Below are 19216 nucleotides of genomic sequence, written 5' to 3'. Positions count from 1 at the left end.
GCCTTTTCTGAGTCTCCCCGACCGGGAGACTTTTTTAAATATAAAATAAAGTGACGGTTGCGCCAAAGGCCAGTCTAAGGAAATAGCGTTGAAATTTGCCTTTAAAGCCGCTTTATTTTATAATAGTAAAGAATAACATCGGAAACCTGGGCAATTTTGAACTTTTTCGTTTTCAATTGCCTTGTATCATGATATAATTTAAGAACAAATATTCGCATTGGAGGCAACTTAGATGAAGGTATCTTTCATACATACAGGTGATTTGCACATGGGCCGCCAGTTCCATTTTAACCGGCGTGGAGACATATACGGGAAGAATAAACGGCTGGACCTCTGGGAGACCTTTGAAAAAATACTCAACACCGCAGAAAAGAACCAGATCGACCTGCTGCTGATCGCCGGGGATCTTTTCGACTCCGATGAAGTGGACATTATGGAAATTGAGCGGGTGGCAGAAAAGTTCTCACGCCTCACCACCACCCGGGTGGTCATCTGCGCGGGCAACCATGACTGCTACAGCAGCCTGTCCCTTTTCGGGCTGGTGGACTGGCCGGACAACGTGACCCTGTTTAAAACCGGCAAGCTGGAATCTGTCTATTTTCCAGACCTTAAAACCGAAGTTTACGGCATGTCCTGGGTGAAAAAGGCCTATACCGACCTGCCCTTTCCGCGGGGGATCGCCGTTAATCCGGAGTGTAACAATATTCTGATGCTCCACGGCGACGCCTACAGCAGGCAGACCGATTACCTGCCCATTGACGTATCGGACTTTTCCAATTTTGATTATGTGGCCCTGGGCCATATCCACAAGCCTGAGTATCTGAGTGAAACCGCCGCCTACTGCGGCAGCCCCGAGGGACTGAGCTTTGGCGAGAGCGGTGACCACGGCGTCATTGTCGGCAAGATTGACGCGCACAAATGTGTCAGTGAATTTGTCCCCATCCAGAAGCGCCGCTACGTGGACCTGGAATTTGAGGTAACACCTGAGATGAGCTTTGATACGATCAAGGAACAGATTCTCGCCTGCGATACAGAGGAAAACCGGATGAAGAACTACTACCGGGTCACCTTGAAGGGCTATGTGGATCCGGAGGTTTCTGTGGACTGGCTTAAGGATGAATTACAGCCGTCCTTTTACTATTTTGAACTGAACGACAAGGCGCTCGAAGTCGACTTGGACATCGACCTGCTGCTCAAGGAAAACAGGGACAACATGATCGGTAAATTTATACAGGAGATGCTTCTTGAGGAAGTGTCCCCCATCACTAAAAAGGCCTTGTACTACGGTCTGGAAGGGATCTTAAAGGAAAAGGTAATTCTATGAAAATAAAAACACTGATACTGACATCTTTTGGAAAATTCAAAGACCGGGTCATCGAGGTTGACGATGGGTTTAACCTGGTCTATGGTGAAAATGAGGCGGGTAAATCCACAGTACAGCACTTCATTGAGGGAATGCTGTTCGGGTTTTACAAACCCTACCGCAAAAAGCGGACCTACTCCGAGGATTTTGAGCGCTTTAAGCCCTGGGGCAGCGATACCTATTGCGGCGCCATGGTCATGGAGCAGGACGACGGCCGGGAAATCCGGATTGAGCGCGATTTTCTGAAAAAACAGGACGGGGTAAAGATCTATGACAATGTCACCGGGGAGGATATCACCGCCCTTTATCCTTACGATAATGTCACCCGGCAGAATCTGCCGCTGGGCGATCTGAAGGTCAACTCCGTGGTGTACAACAACACTGTAAACATCAAGCAGATGGCCTCCGCCTCCGACGCCGACCTGGCAAAGGAAGTGAACGACCGCCTCATTGAGCTGGGAACCGCCCAGAAGGAAGAGGTCTCGCTCAACCGTGTCATTGGTTATCTTGAGAACAAGAAAAAATCCATCGGCAACTACGGGCAGAGCAAGTCCAACTATGGGATGGCGGTGCGGGAGCTTAAGGATCTGGAGCGGGCACTGGACGAAGGCGAGCGCGTCTACAACGTGATCCAGAAAAACCAGAAGCGCATCCAGCAGTATAAGAAAAAAATTGAGGCAGCCCAGAGCAAGTGCCGGAACCAGTCCGAAAAAACACAGGCCAAGACCCGTGAGGAGCTTAAAAACATGCGGGAAAAGGTCCGCCAGATCAAGAGCGAGGGCGAGGCGCTCAGCAGCCGCCTGGCAGAGCTTGAGAAATACGGGGACTTCGATACCCGGACCTACGGGCGTCTTAAAATTTTACAGAGCAATCTGGAGGGAGCAGAAGAACGCATCAAGACCCTGTCCCGAGAGATTGAAACGCTTGAGGGTAAATGCCGGGATATCACCGGCCGGTGCAACCGCATCAAGCGCAGCCTGAAAGGGCTGAGCCGCAACGAGGTACAGATGGATTATCAGAAGTACCAGTATGCGCTGGAAAACCCCAGTGTGATCGAGCGGGAGCAGGAGCATATTGAGGTGCAGGTCTCAACCCTGAACCGGGTATCTAACGGCATGCTTATCCTGCTCATGGTGCTGGGCGCCATTCTGGTGCTGGTCACCGCCATTAATCCGGGGAACTTCCTTGCCGGCGCAGTGCTGGTGTTTGTGAACTTTCTGGGGTGGTTTTTAGGACTAGGCGGCGCGGCCCTGATGATCTATAAAATGAAATCACCGGGCGGGCTGGAGCCGGAAACCGCAGAGGACGGGCAGGAGGAATACGACGAGATGCCGCTGACTGCTGTGGAAGCCATTTTACAGAAATATGGCAAAAACACACGGGAGGAATACGAAGCCTTTGTTGACAAGGCCGAAGAAATCTTTAACCGGCTTGACAAACTGACCATGGACGAGAATGTGTTCCTTACCCAGGTAGAGAACAAGAAAAAAGAGCTGGAAGAGGTTACCCACAACCAGATAAGCTTTGAAACGGAGCTGAGCGAAGAGCTTGAAAAGGCGGGGGTAGAAAACATCGAAGCCTACAACGAAGGCTGCCAGTATAAAAACGAGCTGGAAAAGGTCCGGGCAGAGCTCGCGGCCAACAAGCGCCTGTACGATGAGCTGGGCGGCGGCAACATGATCAAGGTAGACCCCGACGCCGGGGAGGATGACAATCCTGTCATCATGGTGGCGCCGGACGGCGAGAAGATCCGTGCCCGCGAAGCGCTGCTGGCCTTTAACCAGGAAGTTTCCAGGCTTCAGGGTGAAAACAGCATGCTCATCAGCAGTGTGAGCAATCCGGTGGAAACCCGGGAAAAAATCGAAACCCTTAAAAATCAGATCAGTGAATATGAGGAAGACCTCAGGGCCTGTGATATGGCGCTTGAGATTTTCGGCCGGCTCTCCAAGGAAACGCATTACGATTCCGCGCCGGTGCTCAATGATAAAATCGGCGATGTGCTGTACAGCATTACCCGCAAATATAAGGAAGTCAAAATTGACGACAAGCTTCAGGTAAAGGTCGTGAGCCCGGAAAACGGCGATCTGCTGGATATCGAAAAGCTGAGCGGCGGCACCATCGACCAGATTTACTTTGCGCTGCGCTTTGGCGTGGGCAATATGCTTGAATTTGACAAATCCCTGCCTTTTGTGCTGGACGACCCGTTTGTGCAGTACGATCTGGCGAGAAAAACCGAAGCGGTACGCTTTCTCTGGAACATCAGCAAGGGGCAGCAGGTCCTGCTGTTTACCTGCAGCGGCGATGAAAAACGGATTCTGGACCACAATGAGTTTTGCTACAGTGGTATCATATTATAAGTAATTTTTGAGGGGAGAACAAAAATGAAGTTACGGGAAGTCAAGGAACTACTGAACGCACGGGTTTTAACAGGAGAAGAACATCTGGATGAGGATGTCTATGTGGCCTGCGGCTGCGACCTCATGAGCGATGTGCTGCGGTATGCCAAGGAGGACGGCATACTGCTCACCGGGCTTGTGAACAAACAGGTTTTTAACACAGTGGACATGGCGAACATGCACAGCATTGTTTTTGTCAGAAGCAAGGTGCCAGGTGAGGAACTGCTGGAAATGGCCGAGGATATTGACATGCTGATCATGACCACCGATTATCCGCTGTTTGAATCCTGCGGAATCTTATACCACAACGGACTTAAGGGGGCAATACCGAAAAATGAGCTATGAAATGGTATTTGATGTAGAAAAGGGAGATTTTGAAAAAGCCGGCGAGGCTTCGCGCAAAATAAAGCGGAGCCTCCAGCAGCTCGGCATCAGCAGCAAGGTGATCCGCCATATCGCCATTGCCGGATACGAGGGTGAGATGAATATCGCCATCCATTCCGACGGCGGGCAGATCATTTTAGAGGTAGATGAAAACGCTGTAACCCTGCGTCTGGAGGACGTAGGGCCAGGAATACCCAATGTGGATCTGGCGATGACAGAGGGATGGTCAACCGCCAGTGACAAGGTCCGGGAAATGGGCTTTGGCGCAGGGATGGGTCTGCCGAATATGGAAAAAAATGCAGATGACTTTGAGATACATTCAAAGGTAGGAGAAGGAACAAAAATAAAGATGTATTTCAAATTGTAAAATCTGGGGGATGAGGTGAAACTGATGGATAAATTAATGCATTCGGTGTATCTGGATAAAGACAAGTGCCTGGGGTGCACGACCTGTCTGAGATCCTGCCCGACCGGCGCCATCCGTGTGCGCGAGGGCAAGGCCAAAATCATCGAGTCAAAGTGCATTGACTGCGGCGAGTGTATCCGGGTCTGCCCGCACCACGCGAAAATGGCAAAAACCGATCCGCTCTCCAAAATCAAAGATTATAAGTACACGGTCGCCATTCCGGCGCCGACACTGCTGGGGCAGTTTAAGATGAAATACTCCATCGACCGCATTTTATCAGCGCTCAAATCACTGGGCTTTGACGAAATTGTGGAGGTGGCCTTTGGCGCTGAGATCATCGGCCGGGCCATCAAGTATGAGTTTACAGCCAAGCACTATCCCAAGCCGATGATTTCGTCGGCCTGTCCGGCGGTGGCGAAGCTGATCCAGGTGCGCTTTCCGGAGCTTACAGGCAACATTAACCGGCTGAAGGCGCCCATGGGGCTGACCGCGAGGATTACGCGAAAACGTTTGATTGAGAGTAAAAACCTCAAGAGTGAGGATATCGGTATCTTTTTTATAACCCCCTGTGCCGCCAAGGCCACAGAGGTGAGCAATCCGCTGCCGAGCGACGACCTGTTTTCAACCATTGACGGCGCCATTGCCATCAAGGATATCTACGCGCCGCTGATGGGCGCGATGAAAACCGTCGAGGTGGAGGATGGGATTCATAATTCATCGGCTGAGGGCTTCAGCTGGGCAGTGTCCGGTGGGGAGAGCAGCTATTTGAAGAACAAAAAAGTACTGCATGTGGACGGGATCTCCAATGTCATCAAGGTGCTTGAGGAGATTGAGAATGGCAAGCTTGACAACATCGACTTTTTCGAGGGGCTCGCCTGTATCGGGGGCTGCGTTGGCGGCTGCCTGACCGTAGAGAATAATTTTGTGGCTAAAATGTACATTGAGGAAAGGGCCAAGCTGGAGCGCATGGATTCCCATAAGCACCTGGAGGAAGCCTATATCAAAAACCTGTACAACACCGGCATGATGCATCAGAAGGAAAAGCTGGTGCCGCGCGGGCCCAAGCCTCTTGACGAGGATATGGGGGAGGCCATCAAAAAAATGCACGCCATCGAGGAACTGGAGGCCAAGCTTCCGGGGCTGGACTGCGGCTCCTGCGGCGCGCCGGGCTGCCGGGCGCTGGCCGAGGACATCGTCATGGGCAATGCCCGTGAGATCGACTGTGTCTTTGTGCTGAAGGACCGTGTTCTGGAGCTTTCAAAGCTCACCAGTGAATTGCTTCAAGTGGGACATCCCATGAAGAATAAAAATGAAAACAATGAGGAAACCGAGGAGGAAAAATGAAAGTAAAAGAACTGCTGGCGGACGCACGCTTTGCCTGCGCCAACAACACTGTATCCCTGGACCGTGAGATTGAGAGCGGTTATGTGGGCGACCTGCTGAGCTGGGTGATGGCCAACGCGGACAACAACTGTGCTTGGGTAACCATCCAGACGCACATGAACATCATCGCTGTGGCCACACTTTTAGAAATGGCCTGTATTATTATTCCCGAGGGCGCGGAAATTGAAGAAGATACCCTGGCAAAGGCCACGGAGGAAAATATTCCGATCATTACCACTGAAATGAACGCCTATCAGGTCTGTACCTTCCTGGGAGAAAAAGGCATCTGAAAATGAGCACAGTTGCCATTGATCTGCATATGCACTCTGTTCTGTCACCCTGCGGCGATCTGGGGATGACCCCCAATAACATCGTGGGCATGGCTCTGCTGAAAGAGGTTGACTACATTGCGCTGACAGATCATAATACCGCTAAAAATCTGCCCGCCCTTTTTGAAGTGGCAAAGGGCGAGGGCTTGTGCGTGCTGCCGGGCATCGAGGTAACCACCAGGGAGGAAGCCCATATTCTGGCGTATTTTGACACGCTGGAGGGAGCTATGGAGCTGGACGCCATCTTGTATGAGCACCTGCCGGATATCCCCAATAAACCGGATTATTTTGGCCCACAGTACATTCTGGACGCTGAGGATGAGATAACCGGCGAGGTGGACAAGCTGCTGATCTCAGCAACCGATATCGGCATCGACGAGCTTGCGGAAACCGTTAAGCCGCTGGGCGGGATTATCGTACCAGCCCACATCGACAGGAAATCCTACAGTATTATGGTATCACTGGGGTTTATTCCGCCGGATCTGCCGGTAAAGACTGTGGAGCTGTCCAAGGCAACGACTGTGGAGGAAGCAAAAAAGAAGTTTCGTTTTTTCAGAGAATACCAGTTTATTCACGGCTCCGACGCCCATCAGCTGGAGGACATGGCCGAGCGTGAATATTTCATTGATCTGCCGGATTTAAGAAAATCCACTTTAATTGAATATTTGGGCGGAGCAGCGAAATAAAGATAAAAATTTGCCATTTTTGAAGCGTCTGAAAAAAACAGTTCTGTATTTTCAACGTCAAAAATGGGTAAGAGTAATATTTTAACTTGTATATACTGGTATTTTCTTGTTTGAACGTGTTCTTAAGCCCGTTCTTAAGGTAAAAGATTACATTTAAAAATGTTAAGTAAAAAAGTAAGACTGTGATATAATAGAATAGTAAAAATTGAGCAATAAATGAGGATTGCGAAATCAAGAGGAGGATTTAAGTTGGCTGAATTAGTACCTATTGACAATTTGGATGTTGTAAAGGAAATCGTTGCTGAACACCGTGACGTTCCAGGCTGTCTGATGCAGATTCTGCAGGAAACACAGGAAAAATACGGTTATCTGCCCATCGAGCTGCAGCAGACCATTGCAGACGAACTCGATATTCCTTTAACAGAAGTGTATGGGGTAGCAACATTTTACTCCCAGTTTACCTTAAAGCCAAAGGGCAAGTACAAAATTGGCGTTTGTTTGGGGACAGCGTGCTATGTAAAAGGCTCTCAGGCTATTCTGGACAAGGTTACCGATACCCTTGGTCTGGCTGTTGGCGACACCACAGAGGACGGTAAGTTCTCGGTCGATGCAACGCGTTGTGTAGGCGCCTGCGGTCTGGCTCCGGTTATGAGCATCAATGAAGATGTTTACGGACGCTTAAGTGTAAACGAAGTTAAAGACATTCTCGAAAAATACTGATTAGGGCTTAACGATGAAAGAGTTATCGCTGCATATACTGGACATCACACAGAATTCTATTCGGGCGGGCGCAAGTCTGGTAAAGTTAACCATTAATGAAAACGTAGACGATAATCTGCTGGAGATTATCATTGAGGATAATGGTAAGGGGATACCAGCCGATAAGCTGCCAAGCATTACCGATCCTTTTGTAACAACGCGGACCACAAGGCGTGTAGGCCTTGGGCTTTCGCTGTTTAAGGATGCGGCCGAAGGCTGTGACGGCCGGTTTGAGATCCAGTCAGAGGAAAATGTAGGAACGCGGGTTTACGCGTCCTTCGCCTATGACCACATCGACCGGATGCCGCTGGGAAATATGCCCGACAGTGTCATCACCATGCTCATGTCCTTTGGGGAGGCTGAGCTTGTATATGTACAGAGGTATAACGAGCGCGAATTTGTATTTGACTCAAGAGAGGTCAAAGAGATTCTCGGGGAAGACAGCCTCATGAATGATCCGGACGTTTTAAACTGGATAAGGGGCTATGTTGAAGAAGGACTCGAAGAAATTACGGAGGAGTAAAATGAAGAAATCCTTAGAAGAATTAAAAGCGATCAGAAGTAAAAAACTTGAAGAAATTAATCTGAGAAAAGGCAAAGATGGCTACCGTGTGGTTGTTGGGATGGCAACCTGTGGGATCGCCGCCGGCGCCAGACCTGTTATGGTCAAATTAATGGAAGAAGTGGAAGCCCAGGGCTTAAAGGACGTTACCGTTGCCCAGACTGGCTGTATTGGTGTTTGCCGTCTTGAACCCATTGTCGAAGTTTACAACCCGGAAGGTGAAAAGGTTACCTATGTCAAGATGACACCGGAAAAAGTACAGCGCATTGTGGACGAACATTTGAAGAACGGCAAAGTAGTGGAAGAATACACCATGACCATCGTTGACGGAAAAGTCATCGAACCCGTCAAACAGGCATAAGGAGGAAGGTAAATGGCTTTTAAACGCTCGCAGATTCTGCTTTGTGGTGGGACTGGCTGTACATCTTCCGGCTCCCAGACACTGGTAAAAGAATTCAAAAAAGAACTGATCAAACATGAATTAATGGACGAAGTTGAACTTGTCATTACAGGTTGTTTTGGCCTGTGCGAACTTGGTCCAGTCGTAATCGTATATCCTGAAGGCACTTTCTACAGCCGTGTCGAACCAAGTGATATTCCGGAACTGGTTGAAGAACACCTGGTAAAAGGCCGCCCGCTGGAAAGACTGATCTACTCCGAAAAGAAAGAGGGCGAACATCCGCTTTCAATCAACGAACTCGGTTTTTATAAAAAACAGAAACGTATCGCGCTTGCCAACTGCGGCGTTATCGACCCTGAAGATATTGAAGAATACATTGCTTTTGACGGCTACATGGCCCTTGAAAAGGTACTGTTCAAAATGACCCCTCAGGAAGTTATCGACGAAGTTAAGGCTTCCGGACTCCGCGGCCGTGGGGGCGGCGGTTTCCCAACCGGTTTAAAATGGCAGTTTGCTTACAATGCCGATTCGCCGGACGGCGTTAAATTCGTCGCCTGTAACGCCGATGAAGGGGACCCGGGTGCATTTATGGACCGTTCCGTTCTGGAAGGCGACCCGCACCGTCTTATTGAAGCCATGGCCATTGCCGCTTACGCCATCGGCGCACAGAAAGGCTATGTCTATGTCCGTGCTGAATACCCCATCGCGGTCAAGCGTCTCCAGATTGCCATCGACCAGGCAAAAGACTATGGCCTGTTAGGGGACAATGTTTTTGACACAGACTTCAGTTTTGACCTGGAAATTCGCCTGGGCGCCGGCGCTTTTGTCTGCGGCGAAGAAACCGCGCTCATGAACTCTGTTGAAGGTAAACGTGGCGAACCCAGACCAAGACCGCCGTTCCCGGCAAACAAGGGTCTTTTTGAACGCCCAACCGTTCTGAACAACGTTGAAACCTATGCGAATATTCCGACGATTATTTTAGAAGGCGCGGAATCCTTTGCTTCCGTTGGTACCGAAAAATCCAAGGGAACCAAGGTATTTGCCCTTGGCGGTAAGATCAACAACACCGGTCTTCTTGAAATCCCCATGGGGACAACCCTCAGAGAAGTTATCTATGAAATCGGCGGCGGTATCCCGAACGGCAAGGCCTTTAAGGCAGCCCAGACAGGCGGCCCCTCCGGCGGATGTATCCCAAGCTCCGAGCTGGATATTCCCATCGACTATGACAACCTCATCAGCATCGGCGCCATGATGGGCTCCGGTGGTCTCATTGTTATGGATGAAGACAACTGTATGGTTGACGTTGCCCGTTTCTTCCTCGATTTTACCCAGGACGAATCCTGTGGCAAATGCCCGCCGTGCCGTATCGGTACCAAGCGTATGCTTGAAATCCTCGAACGTATCTGCGACGGTCAGGGTGAAGAAGGCGATATCGAACGTCTTGAAGAGCTTGCCGAAGGCATCAAGGCTTCCGCGCTCTGCGGCCTGGGCCAGACAGCTCCGAACCCGGTATTATCCACCATCAAATATTTCAGAGATGAATATGAAGCCCACATCTACGAAAAGAGATGTCCGGCCGGCGTCTGCCGTAACCTGCTGAACTATGTCATCGATGAAGAAAAATGTAAAGGCTGCGGTATCTGCGCTAAGAAGTGTCCGGGCGACGCGATCACTGGCGAAAAGAAAAAACCGCATGTTATCGACGCGGCCAAGTGCGTGAAATGCGGCGCTTGTATTGAAGCCTGCCCGTTTAACGCCATTGCAAAAGCCTGATCGGAGGATAAATGACTATGAGCGATGTAACATTTAAAATAAATAATATGGAAATCACCGTTCCTGAAGGGATTACGGTTTTAGAGGCAGCCAGAAGACACAACATTGACATTCCGACATTATGTAATTTAAAGGACGTTAATGAAATCGGCGCCTGCCGTATGTGCATGGTGGAGGTAGCCGGCGCGAAAGCGCTTCAGGCCGCCTGTGTTTATCCGGTAGCTCCTGGTATTGAGGTGTTTACCAACACACCGAGAGCCAGAAAGGCAAGACGTGTTAACCTGGAACTGATTTTATCCAACCACCACCGTGAATGTACCACCTGTATCCGCAGTGAAAACTGTGAATTACAGAGCCTGGCAAAGGATCTGGGCATCAGTGACATTCCCTTTGAAGGTGAAAAATCCGGCCATCACATCGACGACCTGTCACCGTCCATCGTGCGTGACGAGTCCAAATGTGTGCTGTGCAAGCGCTGTCTGGCCATCTGTAATAAAGTACAGAAAATCGGCGTTCTGGGCGCTGTGGGCCGCGGTTTCACTTCCCAGGTACAGCCGGTATTCAATAAATCCATTGCGGAAGTCGGCTGCATCAACTGCGGACAGTGTATTGTCAACTGCCCTGTTGGCGCTCTGAAAGAAAAAAGCGACATCAACCGTGTGTGGGACGCTCTGGGCGATCCGACCAAAACCGTTGTGGTTCAGTCTGCACCGGCGGTAAGAGCCGCCCTCGGCGAAGAATTTAACCTGCCAATGGGCACCAATGTTACTGGGAAACTGGCAGCTGCCCTGAGAAGATTAAATTTTGACGGCGTTTTCGACACCGATTTCGGCGCTGACGTCACCATTATGGAAGAAGGCACCGAGCTGATCAACCGCGTGAAAAACGGCGGCGTTCTGCCAATGATCACCTCCTGCTCACCAGGATGGATTAAGATGATTGAGACCTACTATCCGGAAATGATCCCGCATCTTTCCAGCTGTAAATCACCTCAGAATATGACAGGTGCGCTCTTGAAGAGCCACTATGCCGAAATGAACGGCATTGATCCTAAGGATCTGGTCGTTGTCTCCGTCATGCCATGTACCGCGAAAAAATACGAGGTGCAACGTGACGAGCTGAGTGTGGACGGCAATCAGGATGTGGATATCTCCATCACCACCCGCGAGCTGGCCAGAATGATCAAGGAAGCCCGTCTGGATTTCCCGGCACTGCCTGACGAAGAATTTGACCCGTATTACGGCGATTACTCCGGCGCTGCTGTTATCTTCGGCGCTACCGGCGGCGTTATGGAAGCCGCAGTCCGTACAGTGGCTGACGTCTTAAACGACAAGGATATTCAAAAAATTGACTATGAGGCCGTCCGCGGCGTCGATGGTCTTAAGACCGCAGAAGTGGAAGTAACCCCTGATCTGACCGTGAAGGTAGCGGTTGCCAGCGGTGGCTCCAACATCCGCAAGGTGATGGAAGGCATTAAGAACGGTGAATACAAGGACTATCATTTCATCGAGCTCATGGCCTGCCCGGGCGGCTGTGTCAACGGCGGCGGACAGCCCATTATCTCCGCAAAACGGAAAATGGAAGTGGACATCCGTGCCGAGAGAGCAAAAGCCCTTTACAGTGAGGACGCCAGTAAGAAATACCGGAAATCGCACCAGAACCCATCTGTCATCCGGATTTATGAAGAGTTCCTTGGTGAACCGGGCGGACACAAGGCGCACGAGCTGCTCCATACGACCTATTCGCAGAAAGCAAAGGTCTGACTGCGTCACTAACACAGATCCCCCATTAATTTAAATAAAATAGATACAATCCTGCCGGGCTGTAACGTTCGGCAGGTTGTATCTTTTTTGTTTTTAAAGGGTATCGTGGCGATACCCTTTGTTTTTTGCTTTGAAGTGCCGTTTGTTTGTGATAGAATAAGGCCATACTACATTAGAAAAGAGAGTGAGCATGATAAATAAGGAACCAGAGCTGGTTATTTTTGATATGGATGGTCTCATGTTTGACACGGAGCGGCTGAGCCACGAGGCATGGACCCGGACAGGGGAAGAAAATGGCTTTTGCTATACCATGGACATAACAAGAAAGAAGCTGGGGCTGGGTAAAAAAGGCGTACGCGCGCTTTTTGTCCAGTATTTTGGCGCCGACGCGCCCATTGAGCGGTGGCACCACCGTTCCCATGAGATCAAGCGGCAGCTTGTCAACGAGCAGGGCGCCGGGATCATTAAGCCGGGGCTGGTCAGCCTGTTAAAATATTTGGATAGGCGGGGAATTAAAACCGCCATTGCGTCCTCCAGCGACCGGGAGATGATCGGTCACTATCTCAAGATCACCGGGCTTCCCCACCATTTTGATCACATCACCTCCGGCGAGGAGGTCGAAAAGAGCAAGCCGAACCCGGAAATCTTTTTAAAGACCTGCGCTGCTCTGGGGGTGGCTCCGGAGGCGTCCCTGGTGCTGGAGGACGCCTATTCCGGGTTTGAGGCGGCCCGGTCCGGCGGTATCCCGGTGTTTTTTGTGGAGGATCTGCGGGAGCCGGACCGCCATATTGACGCGGGGGCCGACGGTGTTTTTAAGAATCTGGCCGAAGTACAGCATTTCCTTGAAAACAGGGAGGCAGCTGAGTATAATAAAAGTAAACATCTGTAAAAGCAGAGAGGAGAGGAAAAATGTTTGAGCGGAAAAAATATCGTCTGAGCCAGAGTGTCACAGCCCTGCTGCTGGCCCTGCTGCTTGTTATCGCCGCAATGCCGCTAACACCGGCCCTTGCCCAGGTGGCAGAAGGTACTGAAGCGGCTCAGGAAGGGACAGAAGCTCTGGAAGAAAACACAGCGCCTGCCGCGGCGGATACAGAAGCGGTTATTCCGTCAAAGGAAAACGCCCCGAAGACCCTGACGGTCCTTCACACCAATGATATGCACGGTGCGCTGGTCAGCAGCGGTACCAGCACCATCGGAGCGGATGAGACTGCCGGTATCCGGGCAGCTGCCGAGAAAACCGACAACACACTGCTGGTGGACGCCGGTGACGCGACCCAGGGTGGTACTTTGGCTGCGCTGAGCCAGGGCGCGGATGTCATTACTCTGATGAACGCGGCAAAATACGACGCCATGGTCCTTGGAAACCATGAGTTTGACTACGGGCAGGACGTTTTGCTTGAAAATGTGAGAAACGCGGATTTTCCTGTGTTGTCTGCCAATACGGTTTATAAGGATACTGGCCGGCCCATCCTGGAGGGCGTCCCCTACGCGGGCGGCACCCAGACCAACAACGGCCAGTATACCATCGCCCAAAAGAACGGCGTTAAGATCGGGATTTTTGGCGTCACCACGCCCGAAACCGCCACCAAGACTAACCCAAAAGGCATTGAGGGCATTGCCTTTAATCCCGTAGAGCCCGTGGCCCGGGAGATGATTAAAACTCTGAAAGCCCAGGGCGCAGAGGTCATTATCTGCCTGGCCCATCTGGGTGTGGACCCGTCCACCAGCAAAGAGAACAGCAGCGTCGGCCTGGCCGAAGCCCTCGGCCCGGACAGCGGACTGGATATGATCATCGACGGACACAGCCACACTGTCTATTCAAAAGCAGAGCCTCAAAGCGGTATTTTGATTGAGCAGACCGGCAGCAGTTCCAAAAATATCGGGAAGATCAGCGTGACAATGGACAAGGGCACCAATACCGTGGCCGGTAAGCTCATCGACGCAGAGGCCGCTTTCAAGACCTGCAGCCCAGACCCGGCAGTGACCGCTTTGGCAGACCAGCTGGTGGCCGCCAACGCGGGCAAGCTGAAGCCTGTCATCGGCAATACCCGGACAGCCCTGTGGGGCGGCTGGGTCGGCAGCAGCAATATTGCCCGGGTCGGTGAGATCAATCTGGGCAACCTCATTGCAGATGCCATGACTGAGGGGGCAAAGGAACTGCTGGCAAGCGACGCCTACAAGGACAGCCCCTACAAAAATCTGCCCATTGTGGCTCTGGAAAACGGCGGCGGCGTGCGTGCCACCATCAGGCGGGGCGACATAACAGTGGGCGATAGCATCAACGTGCTGCCTTTTGGCAATACCCTGGCCTTTAAGGAGGTCACCCCGGCCATTCTGTACGAAGCTCTGGAAAACGGGGTGAGCAAGGTAGTCTCCCAGGACCCGGAAACCGGGCTGATTACCGGGCAGGGCGGCTGTTTCCCGCAGATCAGCGGTATGTCCTTCACCTATGACCCCAGAAATCCCGCAAGGGATGTCAGGACAGGCGAGGAGGGCAGCCGGGTGACCGCCATCTACCTGGACGGCAGCAGCGAGCCGCTGAAACGGGATGACACTGCCACGAAGATTGTTCTCTGCTCCAATGATTACGAGATCGCTGGCGGCGACGGCTATGACATGCTGGTGGGGTTGCCCAGCGTGGGTGAGGGCGGGAGCCTGGAGGAAGTCTTCCGCGACCACCTGACCAGGCTGACTGCAGCGGGCGGCGGCAGCTTTCTGGCGCCCGCCTCCCAGGGAAGAATCCAGACGGCAGGCGCCTACGTGCCCAAGCCCTACGCGGCTTCGATTAAAGTGTCAGGCCCCGATGAAATGGGCAGCCTGGCCGGGAAGACCGTCGAGTATCAGGTCGACGGCGGCGCTGTTCAGACCGGCGTTCTGGACGAAAACAGCGTGCTGAGCTTTGACCTTCTTCCAGACGGCCCCCACGGCATCCGAATCGGGGACGCGGACGATACGTTTATCAATAATTACAGCGGCGATGTCGCTGTGACCGCAGCAGTGAAGGAGAAGCTGACCATCAACGAGACGCCGCAGCCACAGCCGCAGCCAGAGCCGGAGCCTGTAAAGCCCGAAGCCCAGAATGAACCAGCGGCGGCCAACCCACATACCGGGATGACGGCCAGTGTCCGGCAGGCTGGTAGCGCGGCTGTGGGCCTGCTGGTTTTGACCACTGCGGTGACAGCAGGTGCCTGGCGGCAGCGGAGACAGAAGGCAGGCTGATGTCACATGCCAGAAGCCAACCCGTATCGCGGCGATACGGGTTGGCGTTTCCCGGAAGTAACAAAACGTTACGTCCCGGCTTGTATAAAACTTGACACTTAAAAAAAACTGTGCTATCTTATTAAACAGAGTGAGCAAAAAAAGCTTCACGAAGGGGTACACCACCGCGGGTGTAGAACTTCGTGAAGCTTTTTTTGCTTTTTTAATTTAAGGAGGAAAAAAGATGATCACAGTGAATGGCAAAGACTGTCCCTGCGAAGACGGCCTCCGTTTATCCGCTTTTTTAGATCAGGCGGGCTACGAGCGCAGCCGGGTGGCCGTGGAGCTGAACGGTGAAATCGTGCCAAAGGCTGGTTACGATACCAGAGAGCTCAGAGACGGAGACCGGATGGAGATCGTCTGCTTTGTGGGCGGTGGCTGAGATGCGGATAAGACTGAATGGAAAAGACTATGAGACACAGGCGGAGAGCCTGCACGGGCTCTGCAGAGAGCTGGGGCTTGAGCGTGAAGAACGTGTGGTGATTCTGGACGGATACCAGAGTGATGAGGACCTGCCCTTGCACAGCGGGGCTATAGCAGCGGTCACCACAAAGGGAGAGCTGCCGCCAGAGGAGTGCCTGGAGGAGCTGCTCTGTGCCCGCCATACACCCGGCGTGTATGAAAAGGTTAAGAAGGCCCGGGTGGCCGTGGCCGGCCTTGGCGGGATCGGCTCGAGCATTGCCCTGAGCCTGGCGCGCACTGGTGTGGGTACCCTGCATCTGGTAGATTTTGATGTGGTGGAGCCCAGTAATCTGAACCGGCAGCAGTACCGGATCAGCCATCTGGGACTGGCCAAAGCCGAGGCTCTGAAACAGGAAATCGCTGAGGTCAACCCCTTTGTGCGGGTGGAGGCCGAGACGCTGCGGGTAACCGAGGAAAACGCCCCGGCGCTTTTTAAAAAGGACCCCATTGTCTGCGAGGCCTTTGACAATCCCGAGACCAAGGCAATGTTTGTGAATACCCTGCTTACGCAGTACCCTGAAAAGACCCTTGTGGCCGCGTCGGGCATGGCGGGCTATGGAAGCGGCAACCGCATTAAAACCCGCCGCATCATGGAAAATTTTTACCTCTGCGGCGATGGGGAAACTGCAGCCCAGGCAGGCTGCGGCCTCATGGCTCCTAGGGTCGCCATCTGCGCCGGGCATCAGGCCAATACAATATTGAGATTAATTTTAGGCTGTAAAACAGTATAAAGGAGACAACCAACATGGAAAATAAAGATCAACTGATCATCGGCGGACACGCCTTTACATCCCGTTTTATTCTGGGCTCAGGAAAATACTCGCTGGAGCTTGTAAGCGCCGCGGTGGAAAAAGCCGGAGCGGAGATCATCACCCTGGCGCTGCGCCGTGCCAATACTGGGGGAACGGATAATATCCTCGACTATATTCCAGAGGGCGTGACCCTGCTGCCCAACACCTCTGGAGCCAGAAACGCCGAGGAGGCCGTGCGGATCGCCCGGCTGGCACGGGAGATGGGCTGCGGTGATTTTGTGAAGATTGAAGTCATTCATGACACCCGGTATCTGCTGCCCGACAACTACGAGACCGCCCGGGCCACCGAGATTCTGGCCAGGGAAGGTTTTGTGGTCATGCCCTATATGTACCCGGACCTCAACGCCGCCCGGGACATGCAGAGCGCCGGAGCCGCGGCTGTCATGCCGCTGGGAGCGCCCATCGGCTCCAATAAGGGCATCTGTACCCGTGACTTCATTCAGATTCTTATCGATGAAATTGACCTGCCTGTCATTGTGGATGCGGGTATCGGCAAGCCCTCACAGGCCTGTGAAGCCATGGAAATGGGCGCGGCCGCGGTCATGGCCAACACAGCCATCGCCACTGCGGGCGATATTCCAGTTATGGCAGAGGCCTTTAAAAAGGCCATCGAAGCCGGCCGAGCTGCTTACCTCTCTGGCATTGGGCGGGTATTGGAAACCGGCAGCGCGGCCTCATCACCCCTGACCGGGTTTTTGCAGGAATAGGAGGGCGAGATGAAAGAACGAATCGACCATATGACCTACCTCCCCGGCATGGAGGACATTGGGTCTGAGCTCATGGATCAGGTGCTGTCCGCGGCGGAAGCCTTTGATTATGAAGCCTTTACCGGGGCAGACGTACGCCGGGCACTGGATAAGGCTGCGCTGAAGCCCGAGGATTTTGCGGCCCTGCTGTCACCGGCGGCCATGCCTTATTTGGAGGAGATGGCAAAGCGCGCGCAGCTTGAGACCCGCAGGCATTTCGGCAATTCCATCAACCTGTTTACACCGCTGTATATTGCGAACTATTGCGAGAATTACTGCATTTACTGCGGCTTTAACTGCCGCAATAAAATCCACCGCGCGCGGCTGAACGCCAAGGAAATTGAGCGGGAAATGCAGACCATTGCAGCCACCGGCCTGGAGGAAATCCTGCTGCTGACCGGTGAGAGCCCGAAGATGTCCAATGTGGAGTACATTGGTGAGGCCTGCAAAATCGCCCGGAAGTATTTTAAGGTGGTGGGCCTGGAGGTCTATCCGATGAATACCGCGGATTACACCTATCTGCACGACTGCGGGGCGGATTTTGTCACCGTCTTTCAGGAAACCTATAACCCCGATAAATACGAGACCCTGCACCTGGCAGGCCACAAGCGAATTTTCCCATACCGGTTCAACACTCAGGAGCGGGCCATCCGCGGCGGTATCCGCGGCGTGGGCTTCGCCGCGCTTCTGGGCCTTGACGACTTCCGCAGAGACGCTTTTGCCACTGGTATGCACGCCTACCTGCTTCAGCGCAAATATCCCCATGCGGAGATTGCCTTTTCCTGCCCGCGGCTGCGTCCCATCATCAACAATGATAAGATCAACCCAAAGGATGTGCATGAGCCCCAGCTTCTGCAGATCATTACCGCTTACCGTTTGTTCATGCCCTTTGCCAGCATCACCATTTCCAGCCGGGAATGCGCGCGGTTCCGGGATAACATTATCAAAATTGCTGCGACCAAAATATCGGCCGGGGTGGATGTGGGCATCGGCGGCCATTCTGGCGATGCCCAGGGAGATGAGCAGTTCGAGATCGACGACGCCCGTACGGTGGACGAGATTTACAGCATGATCCTGTCTGAGAACCTTCAGCCGGTCATGAGCGAGTATATCTATGTTTGAGATCATCGCTGTGACCAGCCGGGGCTGCTGCCCGGCCAGCCGTGAGTTTGCCGCTCAGGCGGCGCGGATCGCCGCCTCGGGCGTGAGCAAGGTTATCCTGCGGGAGAAGGACTTACCGCCAGCGGATTACAAAGCCCTGTCCCGGGATTTTCTGAGGGAATGTGGGGACGCTGGCGCTGAGCTTCTGCTCCACTGCTTCGCGGCAGTGGCTAAGGAGCTGAACCACCCGAAAATTCATCTCCCCCTGCCGGTTCTGGAGGCACAGCCTGGCCTCCGGCGGGATTTTAAAACCATCGGCGTGTCCATTCACTCTCTGGAGCAGGCCAGGAGCGCGCTGCGCCTGGGCGCGGATTACCTGAGTGCTGGACATGTGTTTGCCACGGACTGTAAAAAAGGGCGGACGCCCAGAGGCCTTGGCTTTTTATCCGAAATCTGCGGTGAGATGCCCATTCCGGTTTATGCCATCGGCGGCATTTCGGCGGAAAATATCCGGAGTGTGCAGGAGGCAGGCGCTGCCGGAGCCTGTGTGATGTCCAGTATTATGAGGAGCGAAGCGCCGGAAGAATATGTAAAAACACTGATTCAAAAGATAAAATAAAACATTTAAGCCTG

The 19216-nt window shown here is 52.7% G+C and carries 19 protein-coding genes; all 19 read left to right on the top strand.

Annotated features, from left to right (window positions below):
* The first annotated feature begins 232 nt into the window (after positions 1 to 232).
* The 19 genes from FYJ53_RS15560 (at position 233) to FYJ53_RS15470 (ending at position 19202) form a co-directional block, all read left to right on the top strand.
* A complete protein-coding gene (locus FYJ53_RS15560; protein ID WP_013379172.1) occupies positions 233 to 1324 on the top strand; it encodes a DNA repair exonuclease in 1092 nt (363 codons plus the stop codon).
* Positions 1321 to 3720 (top strand): ATP-binding protein, encoded by a 2400-nt coding sequence (locus FYJ53_RS15555; protein WP_148427421.1) that lies wholly within the window; start codon positions 1321 to 1323, stop codon positions 3718 to 3720. The genes FYJ53_RS15560 and FYJ53_RS15555 overlap by 4 nt, the downstream gene beginning before the upstream one ends.
* Positions 3721 to 3744: 24 nt before the next feature.
* Complete coding sequence (locus tag FYJ53_RS15550; RefSeq protein ID WP_013379174.1) at positions 3745 to 4104, top strand: hypothetical protein; 360 nt, start codon at positions 3745 to 3747, stop codon at positions 4102 to 4104.
* The gene (locus FYJ53_RS15545; protein WP_013379175.1) at positions 4094 to 4510 is read left to right on the top strand and encodes an ATP-binding protein; all 417 of its coding nucleotides are present in this window, start codon (positions 4094 to 4096) and stop codon (positions 4508 to 4510) included. Before FYJ53_RS15550 ends, FYJ53_RS15545 begins: the two co-directional genes overlap by 11 nt.
* Before the next feature lie 24 nt (positions 4511 to 4534).
* Positions 4535 to 5893 carry a [Fe-Fe] hydrogenase large subunit C-terminal domain-containing protein gene (locus FYJ53_RS15540; protein WP_013379176.1) on the top strand — a complete coding sequence of 453 codons (1359 nt, stop codon included), beginning with the start codon at positions 4535 to 4537 and terminating at the stop codon, positions 5891 to 5893.
* Entirely contained in the window at positions 5890 to 6222 is a 333-nt protein-coding gene (locus tag FYJ53_RS15535) for a DRTGG domain-containing protein (protein WP_013379177.1), read from the top strand. Before FYJ53_RS15540 ends, FYJ53_RS15535 begins: the two co-directional genes overlap by 4 nt.
* Positions 6223 to 6224: 2 nt before the next feature.
* Positions 6225 to 6947, top strand: a complete 723-nt coding sequence (locus FYJ53_RS15530; RefSeq protein WP_013379178.1) for a PHP domain-containing protein — start codon at positions 6225 to 6227, stop codon at positions 6945 to 6947.
* Positions 6948 to 7196: 249 nt separating this feature from the next.
* Positions 7197 to 7667 (top strand): NADH-quinone oxidoreductase subunit NuoE, encoded by a 471-nt coding sequence (nuoE, locus tag FYJ53_RS15525; RefSeq protein WP_013379179.1) that lies wholly within the window; start codon positions 7197 to 7199, stop codon positions 7665 to 7667.
* A gap of 13 nt (positions 7668 to 7680) precedes the next feature.
* A complete protein-coding gene (locus tag FYJ53_RS15520; RefSeq protein WP_013379180.1) occupies positions 7681 to 8229 on the top strand; it encodes an ATP-binding protein in 549 nt (182 codons plus the stop codon).
* Between the two features lies 1 nt (position 8230).
* Entirely contained in the window at positions 8231 to 8629 is a 399-nt protein-coding gene (locus FYJ53_RS15515) for a ferredoxin (protein ID WP_013379181.1), read from the top strand.
* 12 nt (positions 8630 to 8641) lie between these two features.
* Positions 8642 to 10441, top strand: coding sequence for an NADH-ubiquinone oxidoreductase-F iron-sulfur binding region domain-containing protein (locus FYJ53_RS15510; protein WP_013379182.1), 1800 nt, complete (start codon positions 8642 to 8644; stop codon positions 10439 to 10441).
* A gap of 17 nt (positions 10442 to 10458) precedes the next feature.
* Positions 10459 to 12204: an NADH-dependent [FeFe] hydrogenase, group A6 gene (locus FYJ53_RS15505; protein WP_254456537.1), complete on the top strand. Its 1746-nt coding sequence runs from the start codon at positions 10459 to 10461 to the stop codon at positions 12202 to 12204.
* Positions 12205 to 12394: 190 nt separating this feature from the next.
* Positions 12395 to 13093: an HAD family phosphatase gene (locus FYJ53_RS15500; protein ID WP_148427423.1), complete on the top strand. Its 699-nt coding sequence runs from the start codon at positions 12395 to 12397 to the stop codon at positions 13091 to 13093.
* Positions 13094 to 13113: 20 nt separating this feature from the next.
* Positions 13114 to 15423, top strand: coding sequence for a bifunctional UDP-sugar hydrolase/5'-nucleotidase (locus FYJ53_RS15495; protein WP_148427425.1), 2310 nt, complete (start codon positions 13114 to 13116; stop codon positions 15421 to 15423).
* A 223-nt stretch (positions 15424 to 15646) separates the two neighbouring features.
* The gene (thiS, locus tag FYJ53_RS15490) at positions 15647 to 15844 is read left to right on the top strand and encodes a sulfur carrier protein ThiS (protein WP_038352186.1); all 198 of its coding nucleotides are present in this window, start codon (positions 15647 to 15649) and stop codon (positions 15842 to 15844) included.
* Position 15845: 1 nt separating this feature from the next.
* On the top strand, positions 15846 to 16655 hold the full coding sequence (thiF, locus tag FYJ53_RS15485; RefSeq protein WP_148427427.1) for a sulfur carrier protein ThiS adenylyltransferase ThiF: 810 nt from the start codon (positions 15846 to 15848) through the stop codon (positions 16653 to 16655).
* A 14-nt stretch (positions 16656 to 16669) separates the two neighbouring features.
* Positions 16670 to 17443 carry a thiazole synthase gene (locus tag FYJ53_RS15480; protein WP_148427429.1) on the top strand — a complete coding sequence of 258 codons (774 nt, stop codon included), beginning with the start codon at positions 16670 to 16672 and terminating at the stop codon, positions 17441 to 17443.
* 9 nt (positions 17444 to 17452) lie between these two features.
* A complete protein-coding gene (gene thiH / locus FYJ53_RS15475) occupies positions 17453 to 18604 on the top strand; it encodes a 2-iminoacetate synthase ThiH (protein ID WP_013379189.1) in 1152 nt (383 codons plus the stop codon).
* On the top strand, positions 18597 to 19202 hold the full coding sequence (locus FYJ53_RS15470; RefSeq protein WP_148427431.1) for a thiamine phosphate synthase: 606 nt from the start codon (positions 18597 to 18599) through the stop codon (positions 19200 to 19202). The genes thiH and FYJ53_RS15470 overlap by 8 nt, the downstream gene beginning before the upstream one ends.
* The last annotated feature ends 14 nt before the right edge of the window (positions 19203 to 19216 follow it).

Source organism: Eubacterium sp. BL-380-WT-2B, assembly GCF_009696115.1.
Lineage (GTDB): Bacteria > Bacillota > Clostridia > Eubacteriales > Eubacteriaceae > Eubacterium > Eubacterium callanderi.
This window is presented reverse-complemented; position numbering and strand designations above follow the sequence as displayed.

Coding starts and splice junctions, on each gene's coding strand:
- FYJ53_RS15560 (WP_013379172.1), top strand. CDS start 233: ATGAAGGTATCTTTCATACATACAGGTGATTTGCACATGGGCCGCCAG.
- FYJ53_RS15555 (WP_148427421.1), top strand. CDS start 1,321: ATGAAAATAAAAACACTGATACTGACATCTTTTGGAAAATTCAAAGAC.
- FYJ53_RS15550 (WP_013379174.1), top strand. CDS start 3,745: ATGAAGTTACGGGAAGTCAAGGAACTACTGAACGCACGGGTTTTAACA.
- FYJ53_RS15545 (WP_013379175.1), top strand. CDS start 4,094: ATGAGCTATGAAATGGTATTTGATGTAGAAAAGGGAGATTTTGAAAAA.
- FYJ53_RS15540 (WP_013379176.1), top strand. CDS start 4,535: ATGGATAAATTAATGCATTCGGTGTATCTGGATAAAGACAAGTGCCTG.
- FYJ53_RS15535 (WP_013379177.1), top strand. CDS start 5,890: ATGAAAGTAAAAGAACTGCTGGCGGACGCACGCTTTGCCTGCGCCAAC.
- FYJ53_RS15530 (WP_013379178.1), top strand. CDS start 6,225: ATGAGCACAGTTGCCATTGATCTGCATATGCACTCTGTTCTGTCACCC.
- FYJ53_RS15520 (WP_013379180.1), top strand. CDS start 7,681: ATGAAAGAGTTATCGCTGCATATACTGGACATCACACAGAATTCTATT.
- FYJ53_RS15515 (WP_013379181.1), top strand. CDS start 8,231: ATGAAGAAATCCTTAGAAGAATTAAAAGCGATCAGAAGTAAAAAACTT.
- FYJ53_RS15510 (WP_013379182.1), top strand. CDS start 8,642: ATGGCTTTTAAACGCTCGCAGATTCTGCTTTGTGGTGGGACTGGCTGT.
- FYJ53_RS15505 (WP_254456537.1), top strand. CDS start 10,459: ATGAGCGATGTAACATTTAAAATAAATAATATGGAAATCACCGTTCCT.
- FYJ53_RS15500 (WP_148427423.1), top strand. CDS start 12,395: ATGATAAATAAGGAACCAGAGCTGGTTATTTTTGATATGGATGGTCTC.
- FYJ53_RS15495 (WP_148427425.1), top strand. CDS start 13,114: ATGTTTGAGCGGAAAAAATATCGTCTGAGCCAGAGTGTCACAGCCCTG.
- thiS (WP_038352186.1), top strand. CDS start 15,647: ATGATCACAGTGAATGGCAAAGACTGTCCCTGCGAAGACGGCCTCCGT.
- thiF (WP_148427427.1), top strand. CDS start 15,846: ATGCGGATAAGACTGAATGGAAAAGACTATGAGACACAGGCGGAGAGC.
- FYJ53_RS15480 (WP_148427429.1), top strand. CDS start 16,670: ATGGAAAATAAAGATCAACTGATCATCGGCGGACACGCCTTTACATCC.
- thiH (WP_013379189.1), top strand. CDS start 17,453: ATGAAAGAACGAATCGACCATATGACCTACCTCCCCGGCATGGAGGAC.
- FYJ53_RS15470 (WP_148427431.1), top strand. CDS start 18,597: ATGTTTGAGATCATCGCTGTGACCAGCCGGGGCTGCTGCCCGGCCAGC.